The 25,848-nt window shown below is 45.7% G+C and carries 22 protein-coding genes; all 22 read right to left on the reverse strand.

What is annotated here, in order from left to right; translation table 11 throughout:
* Positions 1-22: 22 nt before the first annotated feature.
* Positions 23-433 carry a GtrA family protein gene (locus J3P34_RS01690; protein WP_210465986.1) on the reverse strand — a complete coding sequence of 137 codons (411 nt, stop codon included), beginning with the start codon at positions 431-433 and terminating at the stop codon, positions 23-25.
* Positions 434-499: 66 nt separating this feature from the next.
* Complete coding sequence (locus J3P34_RS01695; RefSeq protein ID WP_210486158.1) at positions 500-1,330, reverse strand: hypothetical protein; 831 nt, start codon at positions 1,328-1,330, stop codon at positions 500-502.
* An 81-nt stretch (positions 1,331-1,411) separates the two neighbouring features.
* A complete protein-coding gene (locus J3P34_RS01700; RefSeq protein WP_210486159.1) occupies positions 1,412-2,410 on the reverse strand; it encodes a hypothetical protein in 999 nt (332 codons plus the stop codon).
* Positions 2,411-2,568: 158 nt separating this feature from the next.
* Entirely contained in the window at positions 2,569-3,639 is a 1,071-nt protein-coding gene (locus tag J3P34_RS01705; protein ID WP_210486160.1) for a glycosyltransferase, read from the reverse strand.
* Positions 3,639-5,108, reverse strand: a complete 1,470-nt coding sequence (locus tag J3P34_RS01710; RefSeq protein ID WP_282597062.1) for a lipopolysaccharide biosynthesis protein — start codon at positions 5,106-5,108, stop codon at positions 3,639-3,641. The genes J3P34_RS01705 and J3P34_RS01710 overlap by 1 nt, the downstream gene beginning before the upstream one ends.
* A gap of 8 nt (positions 5,109-5,116) precedes the next feature.
* Positions 5,117-5,947: a polysaccharide pyruvyl transferase family protein gene (locus tag J3P34_RS01715; RefSeq protein ID WP_210486162.1), complete on the reverse strand. Its 831-nt coding sequence runs from the start codon at positions 5,945-5,947 to the stop codon at positions 5,117-5,119.
* 111 nt (positions 5,948-6,058) lie between these two features.
* Positions 6,059-6,979, reverse strand: a complete 921-nt coding sequence (locus J3P34_RS01720) for a glycosyltransferase family 8 protein (protein WP_210486163.1) — start codon at positions 6,977-6,979, stop codon at positions 6,059-6,061.
* Positions 6,980-7,062: 83 nt separating this feature from the next.
* The gene (locus J3P34_RS22315; protein WP_210486164.1) at positions 7,063-8,181 is read right to left on the reverse strand and encodes a glycosyltransferase; all 1,119 of its coding nucleotides are present in this window, start codon (positions 8,179-8,181) and stop codon (positions 7,063-7,065) included.
* 167 nt (positions 8,182-8,348) lie between these two features.
* Positions 8,349-9,113 (reverse strand): glycosyltransferase, encoded by a 765-nt coding sequence (locus tag J3P34_RS01730; protein WP_210486165.1) that lies wholly within the window; start codon positions 9,111-9,113, stop codon positions 8,349-8,351.
* Positions 9,114-9,216: 103 nt separating this feature from the next.
* A complete protein-coding gene (locus tag J3P34_RS01735; RefSeq protein WP_210465995.1) occupies positions 9,217-10,074 on the reverse strand; it encodes a glycosyltransferase family 2 protein in 858 nt (285 codons plus the stop codon).
* A 191-nt stretch (positions 10,075-10,265) separates the two neighbouring features.
* Positions 10,266-11,036 carry a glycosyltransferase gene (locus J3P34_RS01740; RefSeq protein ID WP_345890323.1) on the reverse strand — a complete coding sequence of 257 codons (771 nt, stop codon included), beginning with the start codon at positions 11,034-11,036 and terminating at the stop codon, positions 10,266-10,268.
* 80 nt (positions 11,037-11,116) lie between these two features.
* Positions 11,117-11,758: an acyltransferase gene (locus J3P34_RS01745; protein ID WP_345890324.1), complete on the reverse strand. Its 642-nt coding sequence runs from the start codon at positions 11,756-11,758 to the stop codon at positions 11,117-11,119.
* Between the two features lie 51 nt (positions 11,759-11,809).
* The gene (locus tag J3P34_RS01750) at positions 11,810-13,018 is read right to left on the reverse strand and encodes a glycosyltransferase family 2 protein (protein WP_246853495.1); all 1,209 of its coding nucleotides are present in this window, start codon (positions 13,016-13,018) and stop codon (positions 11,810-11,812) included.
* A 130-nt stretch (positions 13,019-13,148) separates the two neighbouring features.
* A complete protein-coding gene (locus J3P34_RS01755) occupies positions 13,149-14,348 on the reverse strand; it encodes a glycosyltransferase family 2 protein (protein WP_210486167.1) in 1,200 nt (399 codons plus the stop codon).
* Between the two features lie 121 nt (positions 14,349-14,469).
* The gene (locus J3P34_RS01760; RefSeq protein WP_210486168.1) at positions 14,470-15,414 is read right to left on the reverse strand and encodes a glycosyltransferase family 2 protein; all 945 of its coding nucleotides are present in this window, start codon (positions 15,412-15,414) and stop codon (positions 14,470-14,472) included.
* On the reverse strand, positions 15,407-16,849 hold the full coding sequence (locus J3P34_RS01765; RefSeq protein ID WP_210486169.1) for an O-antigen ligase family protein: 1,443 nt from the start codon (positions 16,847-16,849) through the stop codon (positions 15,407-15,409). The genes J3P34_RS01760 and J3P34_RS01765 overlap by 8 nt, the downstream gene beginning before the upstream one ends.
* A 129-nt stretch (positions 16,850-16,978) precedes the next feature.
* Positions 16,979-19,162, reverse strand: a complete 2,184-nt coding sequence (locus tag J3P34_RS01770; protein ID WP_210486170.1) for a GumC family protein — start codon at positions 19,160-19,162, stop codon at positions 16,979-16,981.
* The gene (locus J3P34_RS01775; RefSeq protein ID WP_210466001.1) at positions 19,159-19,902 is read right to left on the reverse strand and encodes a TolC family protein; all 744 of its coding nucleotides are present in this window, start codon (positions 19,900-19,902) and stop codon (positions 19,159-19,161) included. Before J3P34_RS01775 ends, J3P34_RS01770 begins: the two co-directional genes overlap by 4 nt.
* A gap of 11 nt (positions 19,903-19,913) precedes the next feature.
* Positions 19,914-21,074 carry a sugar transferase gene (locus tag J3P34_RS01780; RefSeq protein WP_210486172.1) on the reverse strand — a complete coding sequence of 387 codons (1,161 nt, stop codon included), beginning with the start codon at positions 21,072-21,074 and terminating at the stop codon, positions 19,914-19,916.
* 12 nt (positions 21,075-21,086) lie between these two features.
* Positions 21,087-21,467 (reverse strand): response regulator transcription factor, encoded by a 381-nt coding sequence (locus J3P34_RS01785; RefSeq protein ID WP_149092703.1) that lies wholly within the window; start codon positions 21,465-21,467, stop codon positions 21,087-21,089.
* A gap of 362 nt (positions 21,468-21,829) precedes the next feature.
* The gene (locus tag J3P34_RS01790; protein ID WP_210486173.1) at positions 21,830-23,713 is read right to left on the reverse strand and encodes an ATP-binding response regulator; all 1,884 of its coding nucleotides are present in this window, start codon (positions 23,711-23,713) and stop codon (positions 21,830-21,832) included.
* 252 nt (positions 23,714-23,965) lie between these two features.
* Positions 23,966-25,345 (reverse strand): sigma-54-dependent transcriptional regulator, encoded by a 1,380-nt coding sequence (locus J3P34_RS01795; protein ID WP_210466006.1) that lies wholly within the window; start codon positions 25,343-25,345, stop codon positions 23,966-23,968.
* Positions 25,346-25,848: the final 503 nt, after the last annotated feature.

Here is a 25,848-nt window from a genome sequence, read left to right on the forward strand (position 1 = left end):
ACCAAGGTTATTCATTTTGGCCTTAGCCTTTGAACACGAATACTTTTTTGGTGATAAAATTAAAAGCGGCTACCAGGAGAATGGCCAGGAATTTACCTGATTTAGGTTCCAGCGCCATCTTCTCCACAAACAGCCACAACAGACCCTGGTTGATGAGCAAACCAGCAAGGGAGAAGAACATAAAAGCCAGAAACTCAACCCTGGAAGAATACTTGCCCGCCTTGAATACCCAAACCTTGGAGATGAAGTAATTCAGAAGGATAGCCAGAATGGTTGAACTGAAATTGGCTACCATGTAATTGACATGGTAGAAGTCAAAGAGCACCACAAAAACCAGCATGTCAAATACAACACACAGGCCACCCACCAGGACAAACTTAATCATCTGGGCCAGCTTCTCCTGCTTGTCTATCCGCTGTATAAATGAAATCATGTGCGGTCCGTTTATTCCTGGTAATGAAAATAACTTGGTTATGGTTTTGGAGGGAATTTCCAGCGATTAATAAGTTAATATTGATTTCTGTTGATCCTTCACCTTTTCCATAGGAACTGCGTTGGTAGGTTTAGTTGGTGTGGTTTTATCAATAATGACATCCAGCACCACCCTATTCAATTCCTTCTGGTCTTCAAGGTACTTGATAAGCGAGTAGATGAAGAATATAACGCCTATCATCTCAAATGACTCTTCCAGGGTAGTAATCAGTTTATAGATGGATAAGAGGTTATTGCTCACAATCAGGCCACTTACCATTTCCATTCCAATAGCGCCGGCCAGGAATAAAAGACCGGATAAGATAAACCGGTACAGGGTTTTTCCAGGCAGTGACAAGACAAACCGCAAAAAGTAAAAACCAACGAAGGTTAGCACCAGCGCATAAGGCACAAACCAGGCGAAATGGAGCAAACCAATGTTTTCCTGCTGAAACAGATGTTGCAGCATGGTCCGCATGGGCTTAGCCGTGATTTCATGCAGGGCGAACAACTCATCTGTAGCCAGCCAAACAAATACCCAACCCATCCAATACCACTTTCTATGGAAAAGCGGTGTGCTGCTTTTTTTCACGAAGTTGGAGATCAGGAAAAGAAGCCCGGCGCAAAACAGCAGGTTCAGGGTTGAGAAGTAGGTGGGAATGTTCCGCTCCCCGTCAAAATAAAACATGCCGGTTACGTAGTACTGGAAAGTGTACCTTGAGGTAAGGTTTGAAGTGGTGTAGTTATCCAGATAAAACTCCAGGGAAATGACCAGCAGGTTAACCACGAAAAGCAACAGGAATACCTTTAGTAAGAACTTAAACACTACGCCAGATTTCAAGTGGTAAAAGTATTCCATATCAGGGAGGTCCATTAAAAGGTTAAACTTCTTTCTACAATAAAGCCAGGCCATTGGCCTGCATGGGTTAACGCTCTTTTACTAAGAGGCCACTTTTGAAAATCTGTACTTGATTATCTTTACAAAATCATCATTCAGGGGCATTCCCTTCAAGGCTTTGAAAGCGTATTTAAAACCGTTTTTATAATCTTTTTCCCGCAGATAATTTTTGGTATTCGTCATCATCTGCTCATGGTAGATAAGCTTATCTAGCTTTTGCGTGATTCTCCTAACCGCTATCAGTTTCCGGTTTTTGTTTAGTTTCTTAAAACCAAGCGTAAAAAGCTCATTCAACCTGGGGTCTACCCTATCTTTGTAGTGCCAATAATGATTGATCACATCGCCTGAGGGCAATATTTTGGAAGTCGCGTTCAGGACTGCCGTAAAAGCCAACTGCTCGCTGATGCGCCACTTGGTATTCAGGAAGAACTCATCTGACAGCGCAAATACATCGGGGATATACTTTTTCATGGAGTTAGGCAGCCCTATGACACCTGCGTTCCAGACGTGTTGTAGACGGTTGAACTGCTCCTGCTTCCCGCCCACGGAAAAGGTCTTACTTTCAATCAACCGTAAAAAAGAGCGGGGAAACTCCTGGGCATCCAGGGTGGCGGTGTTCAACCACTTGTACACCTCCACCATCTCCTCATAGGTTTGCTCGCGCAGGTGCATGAAGCTTTGCCCCGGCACCAGGGCACTAAACAGTTTCTGCGGATTGGCGATGAAGAAGGTGTCTGTGTCAATGTACAGAACATCTTCATTGGGGAATTGCTGGAAGGCCTTGTCAATCACCGAGATTTTAAAACGGTAAATAAGCCCGGACTTCTTTGTGCTCTCCTCAATCTCCGATATAGGAACCAGAACATAGGTTATATTGAAATCAACCAGGTAGGGCTTGAAGTAATCAGGATTATCGGTGTAGATGATGACCCGCACATCTCCTTTGCTGTTCTCATACCAGCTCCAAAAACTTAAAACAGCAAAAAGCGTCCTTTTGAATTCAATTTCTTTACCATAACACAGCAAGACAACGTTCTTCATATTCTTTCTTTTACAGTTTTAAACAATTTAAAAGCGCAGAAAAGCAAACTACAATGTGGCTACTTAATTAACTCTTATCAATTTCGACTGATTGCTCTCCATATTTTTTCCTGCCTGATTTTTAGAGAACCCAGCAAATTCAAATGAAGGCAAACATTTTAAGCTAAAAGAGATTCATAGAAAGCGATGGTCTCCCTGGAAATTGATTCGGGGTCCAGGCGAGAAATATCCGGACCATTTCCAGCAGATGTCACAGACTCCTGCCTGATTTCTGCCATCCCTTTTTCTAAAACTTCCGCTGAAATATGACCTTGGTAGGTTTTGATCCATTGGGGACCCACTAAATTTCTCAGTTCTTTTAAAGCCCACAAATCTGGGGCCAAGGTTGGCTTCCCGAAACTTAAATTAAGCAAAGCAGAACCAGAATTAAAGATTTTATTGTAAGGTGTCACCACCACATCAGCACAGTTAAAATACAGCTGCAGGTCTTCGTCTTTCACAAAGGAATTCACAAACTTTATATCCGCTGCATTCTCTAAATGCTTCTGTAATTCATCCCTGATATCTTCATGCACATTACCTGCAATGAGCAGCAAAGCATTGGGGTGATTCAAAGCCTTATAAGCCTCCACCAGCCCGGTTACATTTTTATAAGCCCTTATTTGCCCTAGAAACAGGAATACGAACTTGTCCATGGGCACCCCTAATTTCTCGCGGGCCAGGGCTTTCCCTATTTCATTCTTGTAATAGTTTCTATAGTGAGGATGGTAAATATGCGCGGTTTTCTTATGGCGGTTTCCGGCTGTTTTCTGCTTTATAAGCTCTAAACCCGATTGGTTAAGGCTAATAAAACCATCCACTTTCTTGTACATGAAATCATTCAGCTTTTTTTGCAAAGCCGGGAATTTGCCTTCATGATCCTCCAGATTATGGACGGTCCAAACTATTTTCTTATTAAAAAGCTTAATTAAATTAATAAAAGCAAAGAAAATATTCAGCCTGAGGTTAGCCCTAGCTTCACTCTCCCCAAAGATCACATTAGAAGGCCAATGAATATGGAAGATCTTATAATTGTTTGACAAGGCATATTTGATACTGCTTCTTACCGCAAAATCAAATTCATAGATAGGATAACCTTGTTTTTCCATATTGCTATAAAGAATATAGTTGTATGGATTCCCAGCTTTAGTTGACCATGCAGGGCAGGCAAGTATCCCAAACCTTTTCATTAATTATAAACTTTTTTTCTTTTTAACACCTTGCCCTGCACGGTATCCACCATATACTTTCTATACATTCCGGGCATAAAAACATAGAGCAAAGAGCAATAGGTACCGGCCCCTAAAAGCACCAGCACCACCAATCTAAATACCAGGGGAATTTGCAGCAGAAAGGAAGTAGCCTCCACCAGGGCAATCACCATCAGCAGTGCCGCCAATAGCGCCGGCAGCAATGATTTCACGTACTGCGTCCAGTTCAGGCCCGTAAGTTTAAGCGCGCACCAGACAGAAACCGGGTAAAGCAACAAGGCCCGGCCGGCAAAGGCCAAAGCCGTAGCCAAAAGCCCAAACCGGGTGAACACTACAAAGGCTGTCACGTTGGAGATGGCATATAACAAGGTGAGCCTGGTTTGCCACTGGGGTTTGTTCTTGGCCACCATGATACTCTGGTTATAGTACCCAATGGAGGTCAAAAACCCGATGATGGTCACCACCTGCATGATAGGCACTGATTCTAGCCATTTTTCCCCTAAAATAAGTAGGGTAATGTCCTTTGACAGAACTGCAATACCGGCAAAAATTGGGGCCGTCACCATGGCAGTTAAGGTAGTAGACTGCAGGTAGATTTTGGCAAGCTCTGCGTCATTGTTCTGCAGTTTGGAGAAGGCAGGCAACGACACCCGCAGCAAAGCGGTGGAAATAACGGTATTCAACGTACTGGAAATACGTTTGCCGGTGGTGTAGATACCCGTTGAGACCGGCCCCAGGTAATAAGTGACAAAAAAGACGTCACTGTTCTGGTTGGCGGCGTTGCTGAGGTTGGTTAAGGCAATGTACTTACTGAAATGGAAGATTTCCTTCGCAGAGGCTTTGGACACATTCAGACCCGGGCGCCAGGCGGTAGTAAACCAAAGCATCAGCAATTGGCTGAGGGCCGTGGTTAATTGTTGAGCCAGCACGCTCGTAACCCCATAGCCTTTCATCGCCAGAAATACCCCTACCAATCCTCCCAGCCCTACCGAGATGACAGACCGGATAGCGATGGTTTTGAAGTCCATCCGGCGCCGGAGCCAGACTTCATGGATACTTGAAAGACCGGTGGTTAAGATGATGAAGCTGGTGGCCCGCATCACAATGGCCAAACCCTTTGACGAGGTCAAGTCCTCAAAAAAATCAGCGGTAAAGAACAGGAACAGGAACGCCGGAATGGAGCAGCCCACGCACAGCCAGAACCCGGTATTATAATCGGCTTCTACCGGATTCTCTTTTCTTATGATGGCGGTGACAATGCCATCGTTGATGACCGCCACGAAAATGTTGACGAAAACAAAGGAAAAGGAGAGCAGGCCAAATATCTCGGGCTCCAGCAGCCTGGCTAAAACCACAAATACCGACAAAGTAATAGCCTGCCGAAAGAAGTTATCTATTATAGCCCAAACTGTTCCTTTTAAAAAAGTTTTACCTGAATTCTCGGCCATTTAACTTCCTATTTCTCCCAAAGGTCAATTGGGAATGCACTTAATAATTTAGCCGCGTCAAAGGTTGGGGCCGGCATGCCGCCCATTTCCAACGCCTGGGCCACGGTGGTAGCGAATTGAACTTCACCCCTGCCGGTGCCCATGAGGTAATCATTGTACTTGAACAGGTTTTCCGTCTCGGTGAACCTGATGTAGCAGGCCGGTATGCCATAGGCTTCGGCAATGATCAAACCATGCAAGGAACTGGCAATCACAAACTCGGCCTTCAGGATCTCTTCCACGCACTTGTTCCAGCCCCAGATAGGTGAAATAACGTTCTCCAGGCGTAAGGCCTTCACAATCTTCAGATCATGTAAGTTGGGTACCACCACATATGGTTTCTGCGAATTTTTCTGAAAACGGCCCGGAAACAGGTGAGGCAGTAGCAAGGCCGGGTCTCCGTATACTTCCGGTACCGAGATCCCCCGGTTTATCAGAAACTCACGGGTAAGCGGTCCGCGCACCGCCCGCACATCCAGGTTGGTAAAGGTATGTTCGCTTACATCTACCTTCCCGTTGACGCCAGTACCCCAGATGACGTCATTGTCACCGGCGAAATGCAGCACCGAACCGATCGCCAGCATGGTACGCTGCCGCTTGGTTTCCTCGTCCAGCAAATGGTTTCTATCCGCAAGAATTTTAGACACGATCACCTTAGACAGGTGGTCTCCAAAATTGAGGCTGCCATCCAGAGGCTTCCAATAGTAGAGTTTTACGTGGTTGAAATTCAGGTCTCTGGATACAGGCTCAGCGGGCTTTGAGAAAGCCAGCCTTCTCTTTATTCTTTCAGATAGAAACATAATGGTATATCTTCTTTTGCAGGGATAAAGAGAAGCGAAACTTCTTCCATCTCCCGGGATCATAGGCACATAAATGAATGCCTTTCTGGTATTTATATTTTAATTAAAGCTTTAATGGCCAGGGTAAATGAGCACGTTTTTGGCGAAGAACTTCTTCATGATTTTCCTGACTTTATTTCTGGCCTTGGCATAATAGATTCTGGAGGAGCTTATCTGGTTTTCACCGTTCCAGGGGGTCTGGCTCAAATAGTGGTAGAACAGCTCCTGGTAATGGTGGTTATAGTTATAGGATTTATAGATAGGTTTGGTAGACATGAAGTGGATGATGTTGGGGTCTGTGTGGTCGCCTTCGGCAAAGTAATTCCAGAGCCCGTCCAGTTCCAGCCAATGATCGGCTAATAATACGTTCAAACCGTATTGATCGGGGAAATTCGCAAAGTCTTTGTTCACTTTGATGCACTCCAGCACCTTTGAAGTGATGTCTGCGTCCTTCCATTTCTTTATATCAATCATGAGCAGGCCGGTGTTGAAATACTTCGCACTGCCTTGCAGGTTCAGCTCTTTGTAATTGACTACCCCGCCCCACCGGCAGTCAATGGTCCTGATCCTTGAATCGGTGACGGCCGCAATAATCTTGTCCTGGATATCTATGTTCCACAGCAGGCTGATGTCCTTCTGCACAATCATGTCCACGTCTAAGTAAATGGCCCTTTCCACATTCTGGGGCAGGAAATAGGAAATAAAAAGCCGCATATAGATGTTCAACGGCCAGGAGCTTTTATCTAGCGGCAGCTCTATTCCCGAGGGAGCTGCGGCTTCCATGGGAATCCAAAACAAAGTAGTGGTTTCTGTATTCACAGAGGCCTGCAACTTCCGTTTTGTCTTGTCTTTCACCCCATCTTCTATCACATAGAAATGCAACGGTTCTTTTGAGGTATGATTGACTTCAATAGACTTGATCAAAGCAGCCAATAAGATCACATAGTGATCATCAGAAACTACTACAATTGAAATTGGAACAGATCCAGTCATAATAATTGGGGACTTTAAACTAATATTCTGTCAGTTATCCAGAAGCAAAATGCTTCATGGAAGCAACAGGCAACAGTATTCTCTCAATGAATCACAGCATCTGGACCTTGCTGCGGCACGCTTTCCAACTCAGGGTAAATGGATCTCAGAAAAACGGAAACCACGTTCTCCCAGGTAAATTCTCTCGCAAAGTCTTTTCTTCTTTGTTCATGGGAGCTTGTATTTTCCCGGAGGGCCTTTTCTATCTGGGTAATGAATTCATCTTTTCCATTTGCCAGGTACGTATGCTCATGAAACACCTCCTGCATGGTATTGGTGGAGGTAGCCACCACTGGTTTGCCCATGGCCAGATACTCTACCACCTTCAAAGGAAAATTGCTTTTAGTGATATCGTTCAGAACCTGGGGGTTAATGCACACATCAAAACCCTCAAGATAAGCTGGCACTTCCTTGGTGTGTTTCAAACCAAGGAAGTACACGTTGGGCAGCCCATGCAACTCACTGGCCTTAAATTCATCGTCTTCTTTTCCAATAAAGACAAAGCTCCAGTTTGGCCTTTCTTTAGCCAAATCGGTCATTAAACGCAAGTCTAACCTCAGCGTGATCAAGGCGCCCACGTACCCAATGATGGGTCCGGGTATTGCTTTCAACTCCTGCGGAATGGTTCTAATTTTCTCTGAAGTATACTGGCTCGCATCAAAGCCATTGCCTATATAATAGCTATTGCGGTTGTATTTCCTGGCCCTTTTTGTAAAATCAAGCGAATTACACACCACCGCGTCTGACTTCTGCATAAGTTTGGGTTCAAGGCTGGCGCCGTGTTTTCTCCAGTAATCCAGCCCCAGAGTATAGTCCCTGTCTAGATACACATACTTCGTGGGCCGCAGGATCTCCTTCAGGTAATAGCTCCTGAAAATATCTTTGTCGTTGACCAACACAAAATCCTCAAAGCCCAACACATCCAAGGCTTCCTGGATATCTTTGCCCAGCCGTTCATTGTTCAGCCTGTTCAACATAGAGAAAATGGGGGTAAACGGAACCCAGTTAATGGACTCAATGATGCGGGAAGGGTTCAACATCCAGAGGTTGGTGTCTAACTGCACCAAAGGCTCTTTCTTATTCTTGATCGCCTCAATGTGAGCCGTCACAAACTCATCATTATGCGTGGTAAGCGTGGCTCTTCTATCAATGGGGGAATTCACATACAAAACCCTATGGTTTTTCGCCAATTCTTTAGCCAGACAAGTAGAGGTTGACTCCCGGTCTGTATTGATTCTCTGTAGGCTGACAAAAACGAAATTCATAGGTATTAATCTATAGGAAGAAAGGGGTGGAATCCCTACACAGAATTCATAATTTAAGAAGGAGTCTATCTGGCAAGATGCAGGTCAAAATTGTATTTCACCTGTCTGTAAACATCTCTCGCCAAGACAATTAAGGGGTTCTTACTCTTTGTCCAGTCACTTCTGATTAAGGTACTAGGCTCCTGCGCTGTGTTATTCTGCACAAACAATGATTGGTAATCATTGTAGAATAAGCCTCGTCCTTTTTTCCGGATAAAAGACACGCACATGGCGTATTCGCATTTGTCAATACTGCCTACTTCTTTATACCTTCCAAACTTCTCAAGGAAAGTGCTTCTCCTCAGATGCGGGTGGTCACTGTAGAAATATACTTTCTTGTATTGAGGGGCAAACGGGAAAATGTACATCTCTGAAAAACCCTTGCCATACGGTTTTAAATAAGGGTAAAGGAGGTAAGAATAATAGCGGATGATATCCAGCCCTTTATCCTCCTCCATTATCTCCAGACTCTCCTGCAGCTTTCTGAAAAAGCCTTTTTGCGGCTCAAAATCCTCCTGCACATAAAGGGTATAAGGGGTGGTCACGGCATCCTGCCCTTTATTGATGTTGTTACCTAAGCCCTTATTTACCGGAGTGGTGATTAAGTTAAATTTGAATTCCTCCCGAAGTTCATACAGTTTTGCCAGGTGTTCTGGCTTGCTTGCGTCATCAGACACTACAATCCCCCCGAACACACAGTTATTACTCCGGAAACTTTTTAACAGTCGTTCTAAAGAAGAACTTCTATTATAATGGGTAATTAATAAAGTTACTTCTTTGAAGGTATACATATCATTTACCGTTGCATTTACTTAATCCTGTCAGCGCCTAAAGGCCTATTACCGTATGTTGTAAATTCCCAGTCCTTACTTCATCATTCAGAACCCCGGGAATTTACTTGTTCGTCATGCTTATATTCTTGGGCATGCGCGTGTTGAAGTGGTTTTTAAAGCGCTTCAGTTCTTTCATAATCCTGGCATTGAGGGCCTGTGAGAAATTACCGGTCCGCTGCAGAGTACGGGGGCTGGTCCAGGCACGGGCCTTATTTGACCTCACCTGCCTAATCTTCCCGTATTTCATGAGACCCAGGCAAAGCTGGCCATCATCTCCCCAGAAATTTGTCTCAATAAAGCCCACCTTCAAGCCAAACTCTTTCACATACCCCATGCTGAGCCCATAGGCATTGTAGTAGGGCCGTTTAAGCTGCCGGATCTCCGAGATCACATCTTTCAATGACTCCAGGATATAGAGTTTCCACCTGGGAAAACCTGGCTCACTGATAAAGGAATACCGCCCGTAAACACAAACCACATCTTGTTTCACCAGAACCTTCATCATTTCATCAACCCAGCAGGAAGGATAAAAGCAATCTGCGTCTGCCAACAGAATATACTCCCCAGCCGCATTTTTCTGACCAGTTTGCCTGGCCGGGCCGCAACCCTGCTTGGCCTCAAACAAAGACCTTACATGAAGCCTGTCTACCGTATCCTGGGTTCTGTCTTTTGAGTTATTGTTAATGACAATGATCTCAAAAGGGATTTTGGTTTTCATCTTTGACAGACTGGCCACGCATCTGAGAATGTTCACCTCTTCGTTCCAGGCAGAGATAAGAATGCTCACCAGTGGCCTTTTGCTTTGTACCCTATCCAAGTCGGCGTTTATCTCGTCAAATACCCTGGCAGGGATTTGCTCATAGCTTTCATAATCAAACTTGAGATGATTTATCCAATCTGGATTGCTGATAACTCTCATGAGAAACTTCTTTTTGGTTCACAGGATGAACTTTATCTCCATAAATTTAAATATTTTCTTTTATTCAGCATATAAATAATCAGAAAATATAACACTTTTATATATTAGAGGCTCTGAACAGGATCTTTTCCTGCTTTGGAGCGACTTGCAAGCTACTTTTCCTTGCACATCAAATGCCAGCAGGGCATTTTTCAGAGTTTGTTATTCAAGCACTTCTGGGTAAAAGCCAAGGCAAGGTCATTTTTTATAATCCGGCCTTTGAGGTACCACCATCTCAGGAATAGCACCACCGGAACCTGTTGCTGCCGCCAGTTTACCCGCTTCATGGTGCTGGGTTCTTCCGGAGAATTCTTTTGCTCAAAAAGGGAGGTGAAATCTTCAAAATACACGCCTTTCCCTCCGTTCTTGATAAAAGAAAGGCACATCTTAAACTCTGTGATATCGCCTTTTTTCCCTTCCACGTACTTCCCGAATTTTTCAAAGAAGTTGCTCCGCCTTAAGTGCGGATGATCACTGTATTGGTAGAATTTCAAATGGTTGGAGAACCACGGTTGCCCCTTGAACACCATTTCTGAAAATCCCTTTTTGTATGGTTTCAGGTACGGATATTTAAAATAAGCGTAAAACCGCACCAGGTCTATTTCCTTTTGTTGCTGCAGGATCTTTAGGCCGTCTTTGAAATGGGATGGGAAGGCTGGCTTGGGTACAAAGTCTTCCTGCACATATAAGGTGTAGGCGGTTTTCACCGCGCTCTGGCCTTTGTTCATGTTGTGGCCTAGTCCCTTATTCACCGGACTGGTAATCAGCTGGAAGCCATATTGCATTTGCAGTTGCTTCAACGGCTCCAAGTGCTCTGGTCTGCTGCCGTCATCAGACACCACAATGTCTTCAAAAACACAATTCAGCTCCTGAAAAGACCTGAGAAGCCGCTCCAGGGAACTACTTCTATTGTAATGGGTCACTAATAGGGTTACTTCATGAAAATAATGTTTAGAGTTATCCATTTCAATGAATTCCACTTGTTCTAATTCTAACCATTGTTCTAGATAAGTACTGGTTTCTGCAGTGTCTGTTGTTTCTCCCATTGGGCCGTGTCAAAGTTATATCGCTTGAGGATTTTCGCGGGATTCCCCCCTACCACTGAGTAAGGAGGCACATCTTTGGTTACTACGCTTCCGGCAGCCACTACAGAATGCTTACCTATCCGTACGCCCGCCGTGATGACCGCATTCGCCCCAATCCAACATTCATCTTCCACCACGATCTCCCCAACCGTACAAGGCTGATCTTTGATGGGCATACCTACCTTCTCGTAACCATGGTTAAGACCCGAAATGACCACGTGTTGGGCGATGATAACATGGTTTCCAATAGTCACCGGCCCAATCACCACATCAAAGAGCCCCACAAAGGTGTTCGCCCCGATGTGCACAGGACCCATTCCGTTATTAATGACTGCGTAATCTTCTATCACGGAGCTTTTACCCACCGTGAAATGGTTGAAAGGCAGCACATCCAGTCTGGCCTTGGGCTGGAAGACCGCATCGTGTTCTTTTTTGTGGTAAAAAGGATTCATGAACTGCCGCACCCACCACCGGGGCTTTGCCTGGTTTTTAGGCATGAGCAGGTAAAGCGCCAGTGCTTTCAGCCGGGGATCTGTCTTTATCTTCTGTACGATGCTCACTTTGTTCTGACTTTAAAATGTACTTACACCTTTCGTTTTCTGCCAAACCGTTCAGATCACCTCGCTTACATCTTTCTGCTGCACCAGGATGGCCGGAGCCTCTGCCCGGCTGGCTTTCTCCCAGGCCGCTGGCTGAGATTTTCTTACAAACCGGAAAAAGCCCAGAAACACCGCCACATTCATGATGGTAAAATAAAGGGGAAGCAAAAGCAGCTTTGACTTTTCCCCCCTTGATTCTGCCTGCCAGCCCATCCAAGCCATAAAGTAGAACAGCACCTGCAACCCAAAGAGTAGGGCGCCAAATCCATTTCCCCGCCAGGCTAAGGCAAAGGAGAGTGGGATCAGAACCGCCAGCATCAAAGGTGCAAGGCTCCAACGCAGCACCCTATGCGAAACATAGAGAAACGTGACAACAGGTTGGTGAAATGGATTCAGAAGCCCACCCAAGCGGAACATAGACTGCCACCCACCGGCACAGATTCTTACCTTCCGTTTCATTTCCTCATGGATGGAAGTGGAAGGCGTTTCCGAGGCAAAGGCCAAGGGTTCATAAACCACCTTGAATCCTTTTTCCACTATCCTGAGGGACTGCACAAAATCATCCAGGATGGTGTCTTCCTCCAGAGGCTCAAACAAAGAGGATCGAAAGGACACCAGTTCACCGGCCGCTCCCATCAGGCTGTAGATATCAGAATCGCAGCGCTTCAGGAAGGACTCATATTTCCAGTACAATCCTTCTCCGGCACCAGGGGCAGACTCCAACGCCATGACTTTCTTCTCCCCGGAGACAGCGCCAACCTCGGGGTTTTGGTAATGTTTCACCAGTTCCCGCACCGCTTCCTTGTTCAGAAAGGAATTACAGTCTGTGAAGATGACAAACGGAGTGTCCACATACTGCATAGCTCTGTTCTCGGCCATTGCCTTCCCGCCTCTCACGGGAGAGTGCAGGTGAACTATCTGCGGATAGGCAGCTAATACCTCAGCAGTATGATCCGTTGACCCATCGGTAATGAAAACAATCTTCAGCCTATCCTCGGGGTAAGACAAAGCCAGGCAGTTCTCAATCTTATCTTCCAGGATGAAGGCTTCGTTGTAAGCCGGCACCACCAGCGTCACCTCTGGCTCAAAGCCCATCAAAAGGGTAGGTTTGCCTTTCCTGGCAATCGCTTTCGCCCAAGCCCACGCCACTAATCCATACCCTACATAGGTATAAAATACAATGGCAATCGCTACCCAAAGGCTCACTTCCAGAACATCCATAGCAAATAGGTTTTAGAGTGGATTACTGGTCCTTCCGGAAGGAATTAAGGCCGCTGAAGAAACCAATGACCAGGAAAACAATGGCGGGGAATGCAAAAATCTCGAATGGCATGTTTTTGTTGGTTAGTTTTTAAATTTCATTTGAAACTGCCTTGGCAGTGTGGGGCGTGGACATGAAGGAACTCTTTGCTTTCTTTATCTGGAACAAGGCTTTCACCATGCACAGCAGCGCGTAAGGAAGCTGGACCACTGCTTTCCACAGCTGTCTATTCCGGTAAAACTTCCCTGGCAAGGCAATAAGCAATGCCGCACTCAACATCAGCAGCAACGTTGCCCAGAACAGAGGAGACGGTCCCACGGGCAAAACCAAAGAGGCCAGAAAAAAGAAGCCCAGCACACCTATGAGCAATATCCGGGGCACCAGAAAAGCCTGGACCACCTTATTTAAGAACTCGTAATTGCCGTTCGTGAAGAGTTGAACAAATCCCTCAAAAGCATACTTCTTCAGAAACTCAATCTGGGCGGCGATCCACCGGGTGCGCTGCTGGGTAAATACCTTCGCATTCTCTATTTTCTCGTCATAAACGAACACGTTGTCCAGGTAGCAGATCTTCTCCTGGTCTTTGACGATCCTGAAATCCAGCTCTTTGTCTTCGCCCACGGTCTCACCAATACCCGTCAGCAGTTTTTTGAGATACAGAAAGTCAAAAGCCATCCCAGATCCGATCAAAGCCGAGGACATCCCGATGGCATAATGTCCTTTCCGGTAAATGGAATTGTTTATCTCTTCGTTGCAGGCATCCAGCAGAGCAAAAGAAGAGTCCATGTTTTTGGCCGTTCTATGGGCCTGCACCACCTTATAGCCGGCAGAGAAAGCCCGATTCACCTCCTGCAGGAATCCCTGACCCATGATGTTGTCCACGTCCAGGATGGCCACCACGTCATAGGCATCCTCAGGCAATGCTTCCAATGCCGCCGCCAGCGCTTTGCCTTTGGTGCTTTTTTCAAAAAACACCTCCAAAACGCCCACTCCCGTGGTTTTCAGTTCCTGAATGGTCTCCGGGTTCAAGCCATCGGCAATCACGAACACATCAAAGTCTCCGGAGTAAGCGTGGTTGATGGCGGCTTTACTCGTTTCCAGAATCACCTCATTCTCCCGGTAAGTGGGAATAAGAACGCAAAACCGCCGGTCCAATGGCAGCAGTTCCTGCAAGGGTTTGGCTTTCTTGTGGCTTACCAAAGAGAAAAACAGCAGGTAGCAACAGTTGAACAGGAGATAAGCCCCAATCACTAGAAGAATGATACTCGCTGTGGATTCTAAAAAAGCCATAAGTGTTTTAAGCTTGTTTTTATAAAACAGGGCTAAAATCAACTGACTCTTACCCTCTTATTTCAGAGGATGGCTGGTGACCATCCCAGATTCATTTATTCAGGTTAGTTTCTGGCCTTCCTCATGGCAGGGCCAGTTCCGGTTCCGCAGTTTTACTTCTGGAAGGAAACCGGTTATCCTGGATATGGCGGGCTGTCAGGTTCCACCATAAACCACGCGCTAAGGCCTTCAGGTGTTTTCCCTCCATGCGGAGACTAAATCCGAGGGCTTTTTTGGGAATAGCAGCCAAAAGGAAAATCAGCATGCTGGTCCAGAGTGCCAACCCCCGGATGTTCCTTCTGATGAATAGTAGCCGGTTCCGGTTCATGTAATAGGTTTTGAGCACAGACGCTTTCCCCACCGAAACAGACTCTTTGTGATAGATCACGGAGGAAGCCACGTAATGGCAGGTATATCCTGCCCGCTTAATCATCTCACACCAATCCAGTTCTTCATAATAGAGGAAATACAGCTCTGGCATTAGCCCCACTTCCTTAATGATGCGCATGGGCACCATCATGGCGGCGCCGTCTGCGAGCACGGTTGGGGTAGAGACATCATGTTGCCCATTGTCCTGCTCAAATTGCCCGATGGTGATGCTGCGGCCCGTCCAGGGATTGATGCCTTTAGAGCCGGCGTACTGAATCATCCGGTCCGTTCCGTAGTAGATGATCTTGGGAGACGCAATCCCGGCGCGGCTATCCCGCTCGAAAAGCGCTACCAATGGTTCCAGAAAATCAGGCGCTACCTCGGTGTCATTGTTCAGGAAAAGAAGGTACTCGCCCTGAGCCTGCGCAATGCCCATGTTATTGCCGCCGGCAAATCCAAGGTTAACGGCCGACCTGATCAGTTTCACCTCCGGGTACAGTTCCTTGATGATGCCCGGGTCATCACTGGGCGAGGCATTGTCCACCACAATCACCTCAATGTTTGGGTAGGTAACCTTCCTAAGTGACGAGACCATCTCACAGGTAACCGCCGCCTGGTTGTAATTCACCGAGATAACCGATACCAAAGGTTTATGCATGGACTTCAGCGGGCTGCGTTTCTCTATCCAATTTGGGACCCTGGAAAATGAAGGCCCAGGACACGAAAATGATCATGGAAGAAGGCATCATGTTCATGATCTCATTACTGTAACTACTAATGATAATCCCGGTAAAGCCTGCCGTCAGGGCCGTAAGCTTGAACTTGAGCCCCCTATCCTTTGTGTTCCAGACAATCCCGCAACTTTTCCCGATGATGTACATCATCATGCTAATCCAGATGATGAAGCCTGGAGTCCCCATCTCTGCCCAGATCTTCACCCAGTAACTGTCGGGCGGAATGGAGGCCAGATAGGTACCTCTGTTGTAGTTCCGGCCGGTAAACCCAATGGCCCCTACCCCACCACCGAAGGGGTGGCCGCTGAGGTATTTCTCAATTTTCATCTGGTTTGTAAGACGGGCGTTGAAGGAGGCATCGTGGGGTCTTAAGGCAGAGCGCATCCGTCTGATCTCAAAGTGGTCCTGGCCAATGGAAGTGAATTTCAGGAAGCAGAACCCTACCACCAGAACGGTCAGCGCAATAGTGGTTACCTTAAAGTTCTTGGTGATGAACACCACCACGCCTAACCCGATAAAGATGGTAAACAAGGCACCCCTGGTTCCGGAGATGGACTCCCCGTACAGGAAGGCCATGGCGGCCAAACCGCACAACAACCGTTTCCAGATTTTGTATGGCCCAAAAGCCAGTACCAGGGCTATTACAAATAAGTGGGCCTGGGAAGCCCCAAACTGACTCGCATCTGTGTAGAACGAAAAGGCGCGCAACTCCCCGAAGATCATGTGCGTCATGTACCCGGAGGTGGTCATCCAGGTTTGCTCAGCGGCAGAGAGACCAAACTTCACCTGCTTCACCCCATTCAGGGTGGCCAGCAAGGACATGACCATGATCAGGATGAGGAAGAAATCAAGGTCCTTTCTGGTGTTGAAGATCATGAGGCAGAGCGGCATCACCAAAATCCAGAGCAAGGGATACCTGAAGTCCAGCATCCACCCGAAAATATTGGAACCGGCCGGGTTGAAAAGCTCCAGAATGTAAATCAACGTCCAGAGGGCGCCTAAAATCACTATCTCATTGTTAAGCTTGCTCCAGTCATACTCTCTTCTGTTATGGAAAATAATGGCCAACCAGGTAAGCACCAGCAGCCCTTCTACCACATAGATGTAAGGGAAGTGCCCGATCTCCCTGGCAAGCAGGTTGAAGATAAAAGAGTAGATGATCAAAGAAACGACTCCTACCTTAGGCTGCTGGAAAACCGAAAACACAAAAGGCAGAACAAGTAAAATGCTGAGCATGATGCCCGGCACCCAAAACCCGAATTGGGCCGTTAACCAGCCAATAGCAATCGCCAATAAGGCAATGAAAGGTATGAGCAGGTTGAATGCTTTTCTATCTGAAGAGATCTGAAGTTGACTCATGTTTGTCCGCATTTGCACTGAGGAGGTCAATGCTCTGTTTTTTGAGTCCTTCTCTCAACTTCTATTTGACTAAAAGCGAGAGAAGGACTCCATTGAAAATCATTGAGAAGGCTGGCTCAGAGGCGGGTATTACACCGTTTCTAAAGCAGGGAAGTCTTTGTGGGAAGGCAGTACTTTCTGATCCTGAAGCACCTGTCTTGGTCTTACCACCACCATTTCCTTGGCATCATCTGGGCGAACAGCGCTCAGAACTGTTTCAATTGGTGCGTTAGTGACTTTCTGAACATTCTCAAACATGATCTTGTCTGACTGTTGCCAAACCCGGTTTGATCTCACGGTCAACAGTACCAGATCCAGGTGCTTGAACAGTGACACAGGGTAGGTTTCTTCCAGCACTGCCGGAAACTCTACCAGCACTACCGCATTGTTCAGGTAATCCATGCCGGCCAAATCAGCAACCGTAGCATCCGTTAACACCCCTTGCAAAGGAGAATAGAATGTGTTGTGGGCATCTGGGCTTACCATGCCTTTATGGCTTTCCGGGTGCAACACCTGAGTTTCAATTCCCATGGAGATCAGATTATTAGCCAAAGCGCGGCAGAGTGCTGTTTTACCTTCTCCAGACATACTGCTCAGCACACCCACCACATATGGGTAAGTTGTATCCTTCTGTTTCATTTTAAGGATCAGTTGTCTGGCTAGTTGGTCTTCTGCGTTCTGGGCTAGGTGCAGTTGTTTAGGGTTGGTGCTGTGGGTGGCGGGCAGTACCCCGAAGATTGGGTATTCTATCTTTTTGACGGCTACTGATGGTTTCCGCAAAGAATCATCCAACAATTCACGCGCCAGCAACACCCCGAAGGTTAACAGGAACACCCCAATGGAACCGAAGAGAATCAGCAGGATGCGGGTAAGCTTGGTTGGGCTTCCTGGCATGTAAGGCGGGTCAATCACCTTCAACTGCGACGCCATTTCAATGTTCTGCTGGTTCAGTTTACTTTGGTTCAGTCCATCCAGTTGGGCAAGGTATTCCTTTTCAGCCATGGTAACTTCACGGGTAAGCTTTCTGTTTTCATCGCCAAGCGGCATAAGCTTTTCATATTCCTGGGCGTAATCAGATCTTTGCTTGTTCACCAGATTGCGTTTGCTCTTCAACTCTTCCAGCAGGAAAGTGGCTCTCACCCAGTCGTTAAGCAGATTGGTGGTTGGCAACCCTTGAACAGTATGGGTGTTGGTGAAGTGCTTGTCCACGGAACCCATCATCTTTTTAGAGAGATCATCGGCTTCCTTCTTCAAGGAGTTCAGTCTTCCTGCCTGGGCGCCGTTTGCGTTTCCTTTGTTCAACAGTTCTAATTCAACAATCTCGGTGGTCACCTTAGAAAGTCTGTTTTTCAACTGAAGTACTTCCTGGCTGTACAGGTTGGGCACCCCTCTGTCTTTCAGGCTCTGCTCCAATGATCTCAAGGTGGCGGAGGCTCCGGCATATTCAATGTCAAGGTCATTTGCCTTGGCCATTAAGGTGTTCTTTTCTGTGGTGGTGCTACCTACCTGCACATTGTAATCAATGATCCCATTGGTCTGCTGGAAACGCAGCAGGCTTTCCTCAGCATTCTTCAATCTTTCCTGGGCCTTATTGGTGGCCTCCACGAAATGCTTCACCACCGATTCTGATTGGGCAGTAAACAAGGTTCTATGCTTTTCAAACAACAGCTTGGTAAGCATATCCAAAGTGTGTTTCGTTTGTGCCGGATCTCTGAAAGTATAAGTGATAGACAACAGGTCACTATCACCCATCCGCTTGGCTTCTATTGAACTAAGCGCGTTCTCAGAGTAACCCAGATCACTGTTATAAATCACATCCCGAATAGGGTTGCTTGGTGTGGCATTGAAGTAGGTAGAGAGGTTTTTGGCGGTTTGCTCTACAGTTGCTCCCACCAGCTTACTTCTTAAAGAAGCCGGTACAAGTTCTTTCAGTTGGTTATAGGCTTCTTCCCCAATGATATTTGGATCATGTTTCTTTAACATGAGGTGCGAAGCCAGTAGGCGGAAACCCAATTCATCTCTGAGGTCTCTTGAATCCAGGACAGAAATCAGGTTGGCGAAACCGTCCTTCGCGACCTTGTACTGGGTGCTGCTTTCCGTTACGTCGCTGATATTGTAACCAGACGCGATACCTGTGTATATGGTGGTACCAGATTTATATTCATCTACCTGGTCCTGGGTAAAGAAAAAGATAGAAGCCGCTGTTACCGTGGTGATTGCCACCAGTAGGAACCAGTTCCGATTTATAAGTCTAAAGATTTCTGAAGGTTTCATTTGCTTTGTATTAAGTCGATTAGTCTAGTTCCGATTGTTTCTTCCATCATTAAAAGCTGGGTCTCATAGTTGACCTTCGCTGTTTGTAGTGCAGTGGCAGCGCTGGTGTAAGCCTGCTGCACGTTAGACATGGCGTCTATCATGATCTCACCGCTCTTGAATTGTTTTTTAGCGATCTCCTGGCTTACAACTGCGGTCTGGTAAGCCTGCTGCTGCAGTTCAAGCTGGTTTTTGGCCATTTTAAGGTTTTGGTACAGGTTGATCACCCGCATTCTTACCGCCTTTTCAGTTAGCTTCTTGCCGCCCTCTGCCTGAACCACTGCCAAATCCTGGTTCTTGATGGTGTTGTGGCGGCTTAGGAGCTGGCCCAAAGGCAGAGACATTGACAAGCCCATGGTATACCTGGCGCGTAACGGGGCATCAAAGGCGTTGAAGGAATTCACTGGCTCGCCGTTGGTGTTCCAGTTATTCATACTGCCGTATGTGTAAGAGGAGTTGATGGAGAAACCACTATAGAAGTTTTTACGGATAATCTTTCTTTGTTCAATGGAGGCCAATCTTGCGGCATCTGCATTCTCTAACTCTGGGGCATTGGCAAGGGCTGTTTCAATTAGAATAGGCAGGGCATATTCAGAATTAAAGAGCTTCTTTTCCCAATCAGCTTCTTTGGCAGGAGCAGTCTGAGCAGAAGCTACCAGGCCATACAGGGTTAATAAAAGTGCAAGCGAAAGTTTTTTCATATTCATTTTGGTTAAACATTTTCTTTTTGAAACATAGCCGGTACTGTCTTGAGCAGGATGTAGAGGTCTTTTTTCAGGGAGAACTTCTGGGCGTATTCAATATCCAGGGCTTTCCGTTCTTCCTCAGACATGTTTTTTTTGCCGCGTTTACTTACCTGCCACAGACCTGTTATGCCGGCCGGAGCGATAAAGCGGGCGGCGTACTCATCGGTGGTGATTTTCTCCGCTTCGTAGATGGGAAGAGGCCGATTCCCGACTATTGACATATCTCCCCGCAGCACATTGTATAGCTGGGGCAGTTCATCAATGCTGGTATTCCGGAGAAAAAGGCCTAAGCGGGTAACCCTAGGGTCATTGGCTATTTTTATAAATGCGGGCCCTACTTTGTTTTTCTTTCTTTCTATGTATTGGTGCTCACAGATGATTTGCCCCTGTTCATCTATCAATTTGTTTATGCACTCTGTGCTTTCTCTTTCGCAGGTGGCACATAGTGAGAAGTGATGCTCCTCAGCCTTACTCGCAGGAGCCTGGTACTGGTTGAACACCTTGATGGAGTCAAGCAACTGGTCTGCATCATGGCGCATAGACCGAAACTTCCAGAATTTGAAGATCTTAAAGCCGGTTCCTACCCTGTATGAATAGTAGAAGGCCGGGCCTTTAGACTCAAGTTTTATGAGCAGGGTAATCAATAACAAAATGGGAGAAAGGCATATCAGAGCCGTGGATGCCACCACAATATCAAATACTCTTTTCCCCAAAGGGTATTTGTAGGCGAAGACACTGTGAGGTCTGGAATTTGCGTCCATTTTGTTTGCCTTGGCCAGATAGTTTATTCTGGTGGTCAACTTCTCTTTGTCTGGCTTTTGATAGAAAATATCTGAGATCCCGGCGGCCATCAGCATTCTTTGCAAAGAGGGAGGAACGGGGCCGTGCGCTAACCAAATCACGGGAGTTGCGGAAGCAAACTTTTCCTTGATCGTTCTCAGCAAATTGATGCCTAAGGGAGAACCTGGCGTTGCGGCATTGATAATCAGGTCGTAGCGGTCGCCTTTCTCTAGGGATCTTAAGAAAAGCTTAGGGTTATCAAAATGCTTTATCTCTATACCTGGGCCAAACTCTGACTCAAATGCATTAGCTTCCTGAACGTCCGGTGAAAGATAAACAACCCTCATGGTTTTGCCGTGTTAAGAGATTTTTACTCTTTTTAGAACATTCTTTATCCTTATCTCCAATTCCTCTGGATTGAAAGGCTTGATCATGTAATCATCTGCTCCACTCTTGAGGCAGAGGATTTTGTTTCTGGACTCTTCTTTGCCAGACAACATGATCAATGGAATATCCTTGAAGAGAGTACTGGCCCTAAGCTGTCTGATGAAGTCAAGGCCATTCATGAAAGGCATTTCAAAGTCAGCTACTATAGCATCTATATGATGCCCTTCTTCTAACCAGGCCATGGCTTCCTTTCCATTTGATTTTACCACCACCTGGTATGCCTTGGAAAAGTAATGTTCCAGTATCAATCCTATAGTAGGCTCATCGTCCACAATTAAAATACACTGTTTCATTTTATCTTTTTTATATTAATTATGAAATTACCATGCCAAACTAAATAATGTATTAAAAAATAGCAGAAGAGTATAATGGGATAAGCCATACACAGTTTCTCATCCCATTTTGGGAAAACGTGTTCCAAAGTGGGAACCAAACTGATTTTTCAGGATTTTTAGAGAAAAGGAATAAGAAGGTAAAGGCTATACCTCTACTTAGAAATTAGCCATGAAGCAGGCCATAAACGCTTACTGGCTTGGGCACAAGTCCCATTTCAGGGTTGTTTTTAAGAAAACGGCCCTGAAATGGGACTATGGATAGTTAGATGAGGTCAGGGGTACTCATACCAGCAAAGAAATCTGCTGGTATGATACCCTGGCTATGCTATATCAAGCTCTTTGGAAAAGACTTCCACCACTTTCTGGGTAGTCTCTTTCACAACTCCCATTAACCTGTTGATTTCTGATAGATTGGTTCTGGATTGAGAAATCTCCTCAATCTTCTTCATCGCCTCAGCAGCTTTCATGACTTTGATATTGCCGTAGGTAGATTTAAGGCTGTGTGCGAGGAGCGCTACCGTGTCCCAGTCTCTTTGCTGAATAGCATGGGATAGCTTTGAGATTTGCCCTGGCACCAGGTCTATGAAAAGCTTCTGCATTTTCTTGATGAACACGGCATCTTCTGCCATATTCCCCAAGCCTGAGAAATCATACAACAACTGCTCCACCTCGCCTTCTTCCTTGGTGTTCCTTTGTTGCTCTCTGGCATAATGTCCCGTGTTCCTGGAGATACACAAGTACAAATCAAAGGCATGGTAAGGCTTCCTGAGGAAATCTGTGAAGCCTACCGCCTTAAACTCCTCCAGGTCCATGTTGCCCGGATTGGTGGTAAAGGCCACAATAGGCGTATGCTGGTTTGGCCCTTCTGATTTCCGGATAACGGAAACCGCTTCATAGCCATCTATACCCGGCAATTCAATATCAATCAATATCAAGTCATAGATGGTTTCAGAGGCATGTTTTATCCCCTCCTCTCCAGTGCTTGCCATGTCAATTTTGGTGTCCCAGTTCTGGATCTGGTGTTTCACCAAGGTTTGGCTACTTTGGTTGTCATCCACTAAAAGCAGCTTCAGTTCAACAGAATGGTCAGGGTGAATGCTTTTATCAGGATTAGGGACCTCGCTCTTCTCTAGTGCCTGTGCTTGGCTTTGCACGATGGGGAAAGAAAGCGTGAATTCAATACTGGCGCCCTGGTTGGTTGCTTTTTCTAACCAAACCTTACCACCCTGCAGCTCAATTAGTTTCTTACAGGTATAAACCCCTAGGTCAACACCACTTCGCTTATATTTTTCGTTGCCGTAGAAATTGCTTTCTGAGTCAAACAGCTTAGATAATAGCTCGGAATTCTGATCCAAACCGATGTTCCTGATAGAGAATTGCAAATACAGCATATTCTCTATTCTTTGTTTCTGCTGAATGGAGAATACAACCTCTTTGGTCTTAGTATACCTGATGGCACACCTGATCACCTTTACTAATACCAGACTCAGATAAACCGGGTTGATCTCAATGGGAGGCAGTTTTGTAGAGGGCTCTACAAAACTTATGGCTACGTCTTTCTCAGCTGCTTTAGAAATCAGTGATTGAACGATGCCATTGGTAAACGCTACTACATCCACCACTTCTGTGGTTAAATCCACTATTCCCGCCTCTACCCTGGCGTACTCTAAAACGTCTTTAGGAACATCTAAAATGTAATCTGAGATTGACAGGACAGAATTAAGATACCGTTTTTGGTCTTTGCTTATAAAAGTCTGCTTCAAAAGCCTAACTAGGCTAATAATGGCATTGATGGGAGCTTCCAGTTCTCTGTTCACATCTGCTAAAAACTTCTCTTTAGCGGCAAATGAGTCTTCCGCAACCTGGATTGTCTCTTTAAGATTGGTTATTTCTGTGGAGGTGGAAAATAAACAGCGGTCGCCGTTTTCCTGTTCAACTGTTTTCTTGACGGTAAGGTACCAAACGCCCCTTCCGTCTTCCAGTTTAAAGAACTCCTCAATTTCATTCACCTCATTGGAGCCAAGCACTTCCAAATCCCTTTCATAAGAGAAGTCAAAGTCTATGGCTCCTTTTTCCAAAATCTGGGGTAAACTGGAACCGTGTAAAAGGGCATACGCTTCGTTTGCCCAGATGATTTTCCCTTTTGAATCCTTTATATAGGTAGGGTTGGGGCTCTCCTGGAAAACTTGATAAATAAATTGCATAACTTTTTAACAACAATTTCCCCATCCCCTCTTTATAGCAATCCTTAACCGGAAAAACTATGCCTAAACATTTTTGAATTCACTTAAAAAGCCTGTTGACAATGGTAACGATTGGCAAACAGGCTGTACTCTATGCTTATTGAAAATCAACTTATTTTATTGCAGTTAAGAGCAACCGTTGATGCTTTTTAGCTTTGCTCCTAGGATACTTTTGATGAAAGCTCTGGCTTTAGATCAATTCTCTTTTCAGAATCAGTATTTCTTCTGTTCTGGAATAAGGACATCCCCTTTTTGAATCATCCGGTAAATAGTGGACTTCCCAACTTTAAGCTTATCTGCCACATACACCACGTTGTAATTGTACTTATCTAAATACTTCTGGACAGTCTCATGAATATACTCATCCAGCGTTTTTTCCTCTGAAGATGGTGCAGAGACTGTCTTTTGGAGTTGGATATCGTCATCAGTCACCACTTTTGAATCAGATAGTACGGCAGCCAGTTCTACTACAGCTTTTAATTCCCGAACGTTTCCCGGGTAAAGGTGACCCAAGAGCTTTTTCTGAGCATCTGAACTGAAGGATTTTTCTTCCATGTCGTTTTGCTGGCAGAAATCCTTTAGTACCTTATTGGCAATAAGGAGAATATCATGGCCTCTTTCCCGCAGCGGTGGCAAATGGATTTGAATACCCAGCAACCGGTAGAAAAGGTCTTCTCTAAAGTTTCCTTTTTTCACTTCGTCCAGCAGGTTCCGGTGGGTAGCCGTAATGATCCTTACTTCCACCGGGATGCTTTTATTTGAACCAACGGGGGTAACCTCCCTTTCCTGCAAAACGCGCAGTAACTTAGCCTGCAGGTTAAAGCTCATTTCCCCAATTTCGTCCAGGAAAAGGGTACCACCGTTTGCTTCCTCAAACTTGCCTACCCTCCGGGAAGTTGCACCCGTGAATGCCCCTTTTTCGTGGCCAAACAACTCACTCTCTAGCAGTTCAGATGGCAGTGCGGCAATATTCACGGCCACAAACGGCATTTTAGCCCTGCGCGAATTCAGGTGAATTGCTTTGGCAATGAGCTCTTTTCCGGTACCGGTTTCTCCGGTCACCGTCACATTGATATTATTGGCTGCTGCTTTTTCAACGAGTTGGTAGACTTTTTTTATCGCCTCAGAAGACCCCACCAAGTCACTCCCTAAGGCATATTTTTGTTTTACTTCCTTCCTGAGTACCTCAATCTCCTGCTTAAGGGTTCTGTTGTGTTTTATTTTTTCAACGATACTCCAAAGCCGCTCTTTGGTTTCTTCGTTTTTCACGATGTAATCATAGGCACCTAACTTCATCAGGCTTACCGCCTTTCTGATATCTTCCTGCCCAGAGATGATGATGATGTATGAGTTAGGGCTCTTTTCCAGGATCTTGAGCAAAACCTCTTCCCCGGTTACAGTGGGCAAATGGTAGTCAAGCGTGATAATGGAAGGCGTTTCTGTCAAACGGCTCAAAAAGTCCTCCACTGAATTAAATACTTCTACCTTATGATCTGGATTGGCCGAGAGATGATAACTCAGGAACTGTGAGTACCAGAGATCATCTTCAAGTACAAAGATCTTTTCTGAAGAGTCATTTTGCAGGCTAGACATGAGGCTTGGGAATAAACATTGAATAATATCAATTAACTACCATCTTATGCCAATTTAAGAAAGAATTTGGATTATAGTTAACTGTATTTGCATCATACATCCTCATTAAGGCAAATCTCTACACAAACCGTATTTACCGCGACATGTACTATTGCATCATTCCGTTTATTTTAATCTATATGGCTCCATTAACTGCTTTTGTCTATTGCCCCTGTTAACAGCGGTTGCAATTTTGGCTATGGACTTAGAAAAGGTTGGTTTAAGCAGGAAGAGAAGGGTCGGGTTTTTAAAGGCTCGCGCTGGATGGTTCCTTTAGTTGAGGAATAAGCTTGCATCCTCATGTTCAAGGTTGTTTTACTCAGGTAATACCATAGGAGCGTCTTACATGGTAGGGTGACGGATTGACAAACTATCCGAAGCGTTCCATACTGCGGCGGGCAAAAATCCGAACACCAGGGCGCCTAGTCCAGGTAGCTACTAGCGGCGGCTCACCTGAGAGGCTT

The sequence above is a fragment of the Rufibacter aurantiacus genome, from assembly GCF_017916345.1.
Lineage (GTDB): Bacteria > Bacteroidota > Bacteroidia > Cytophagales > Hymenobacteraceae > Nibribacter > Nibribacter roseolus.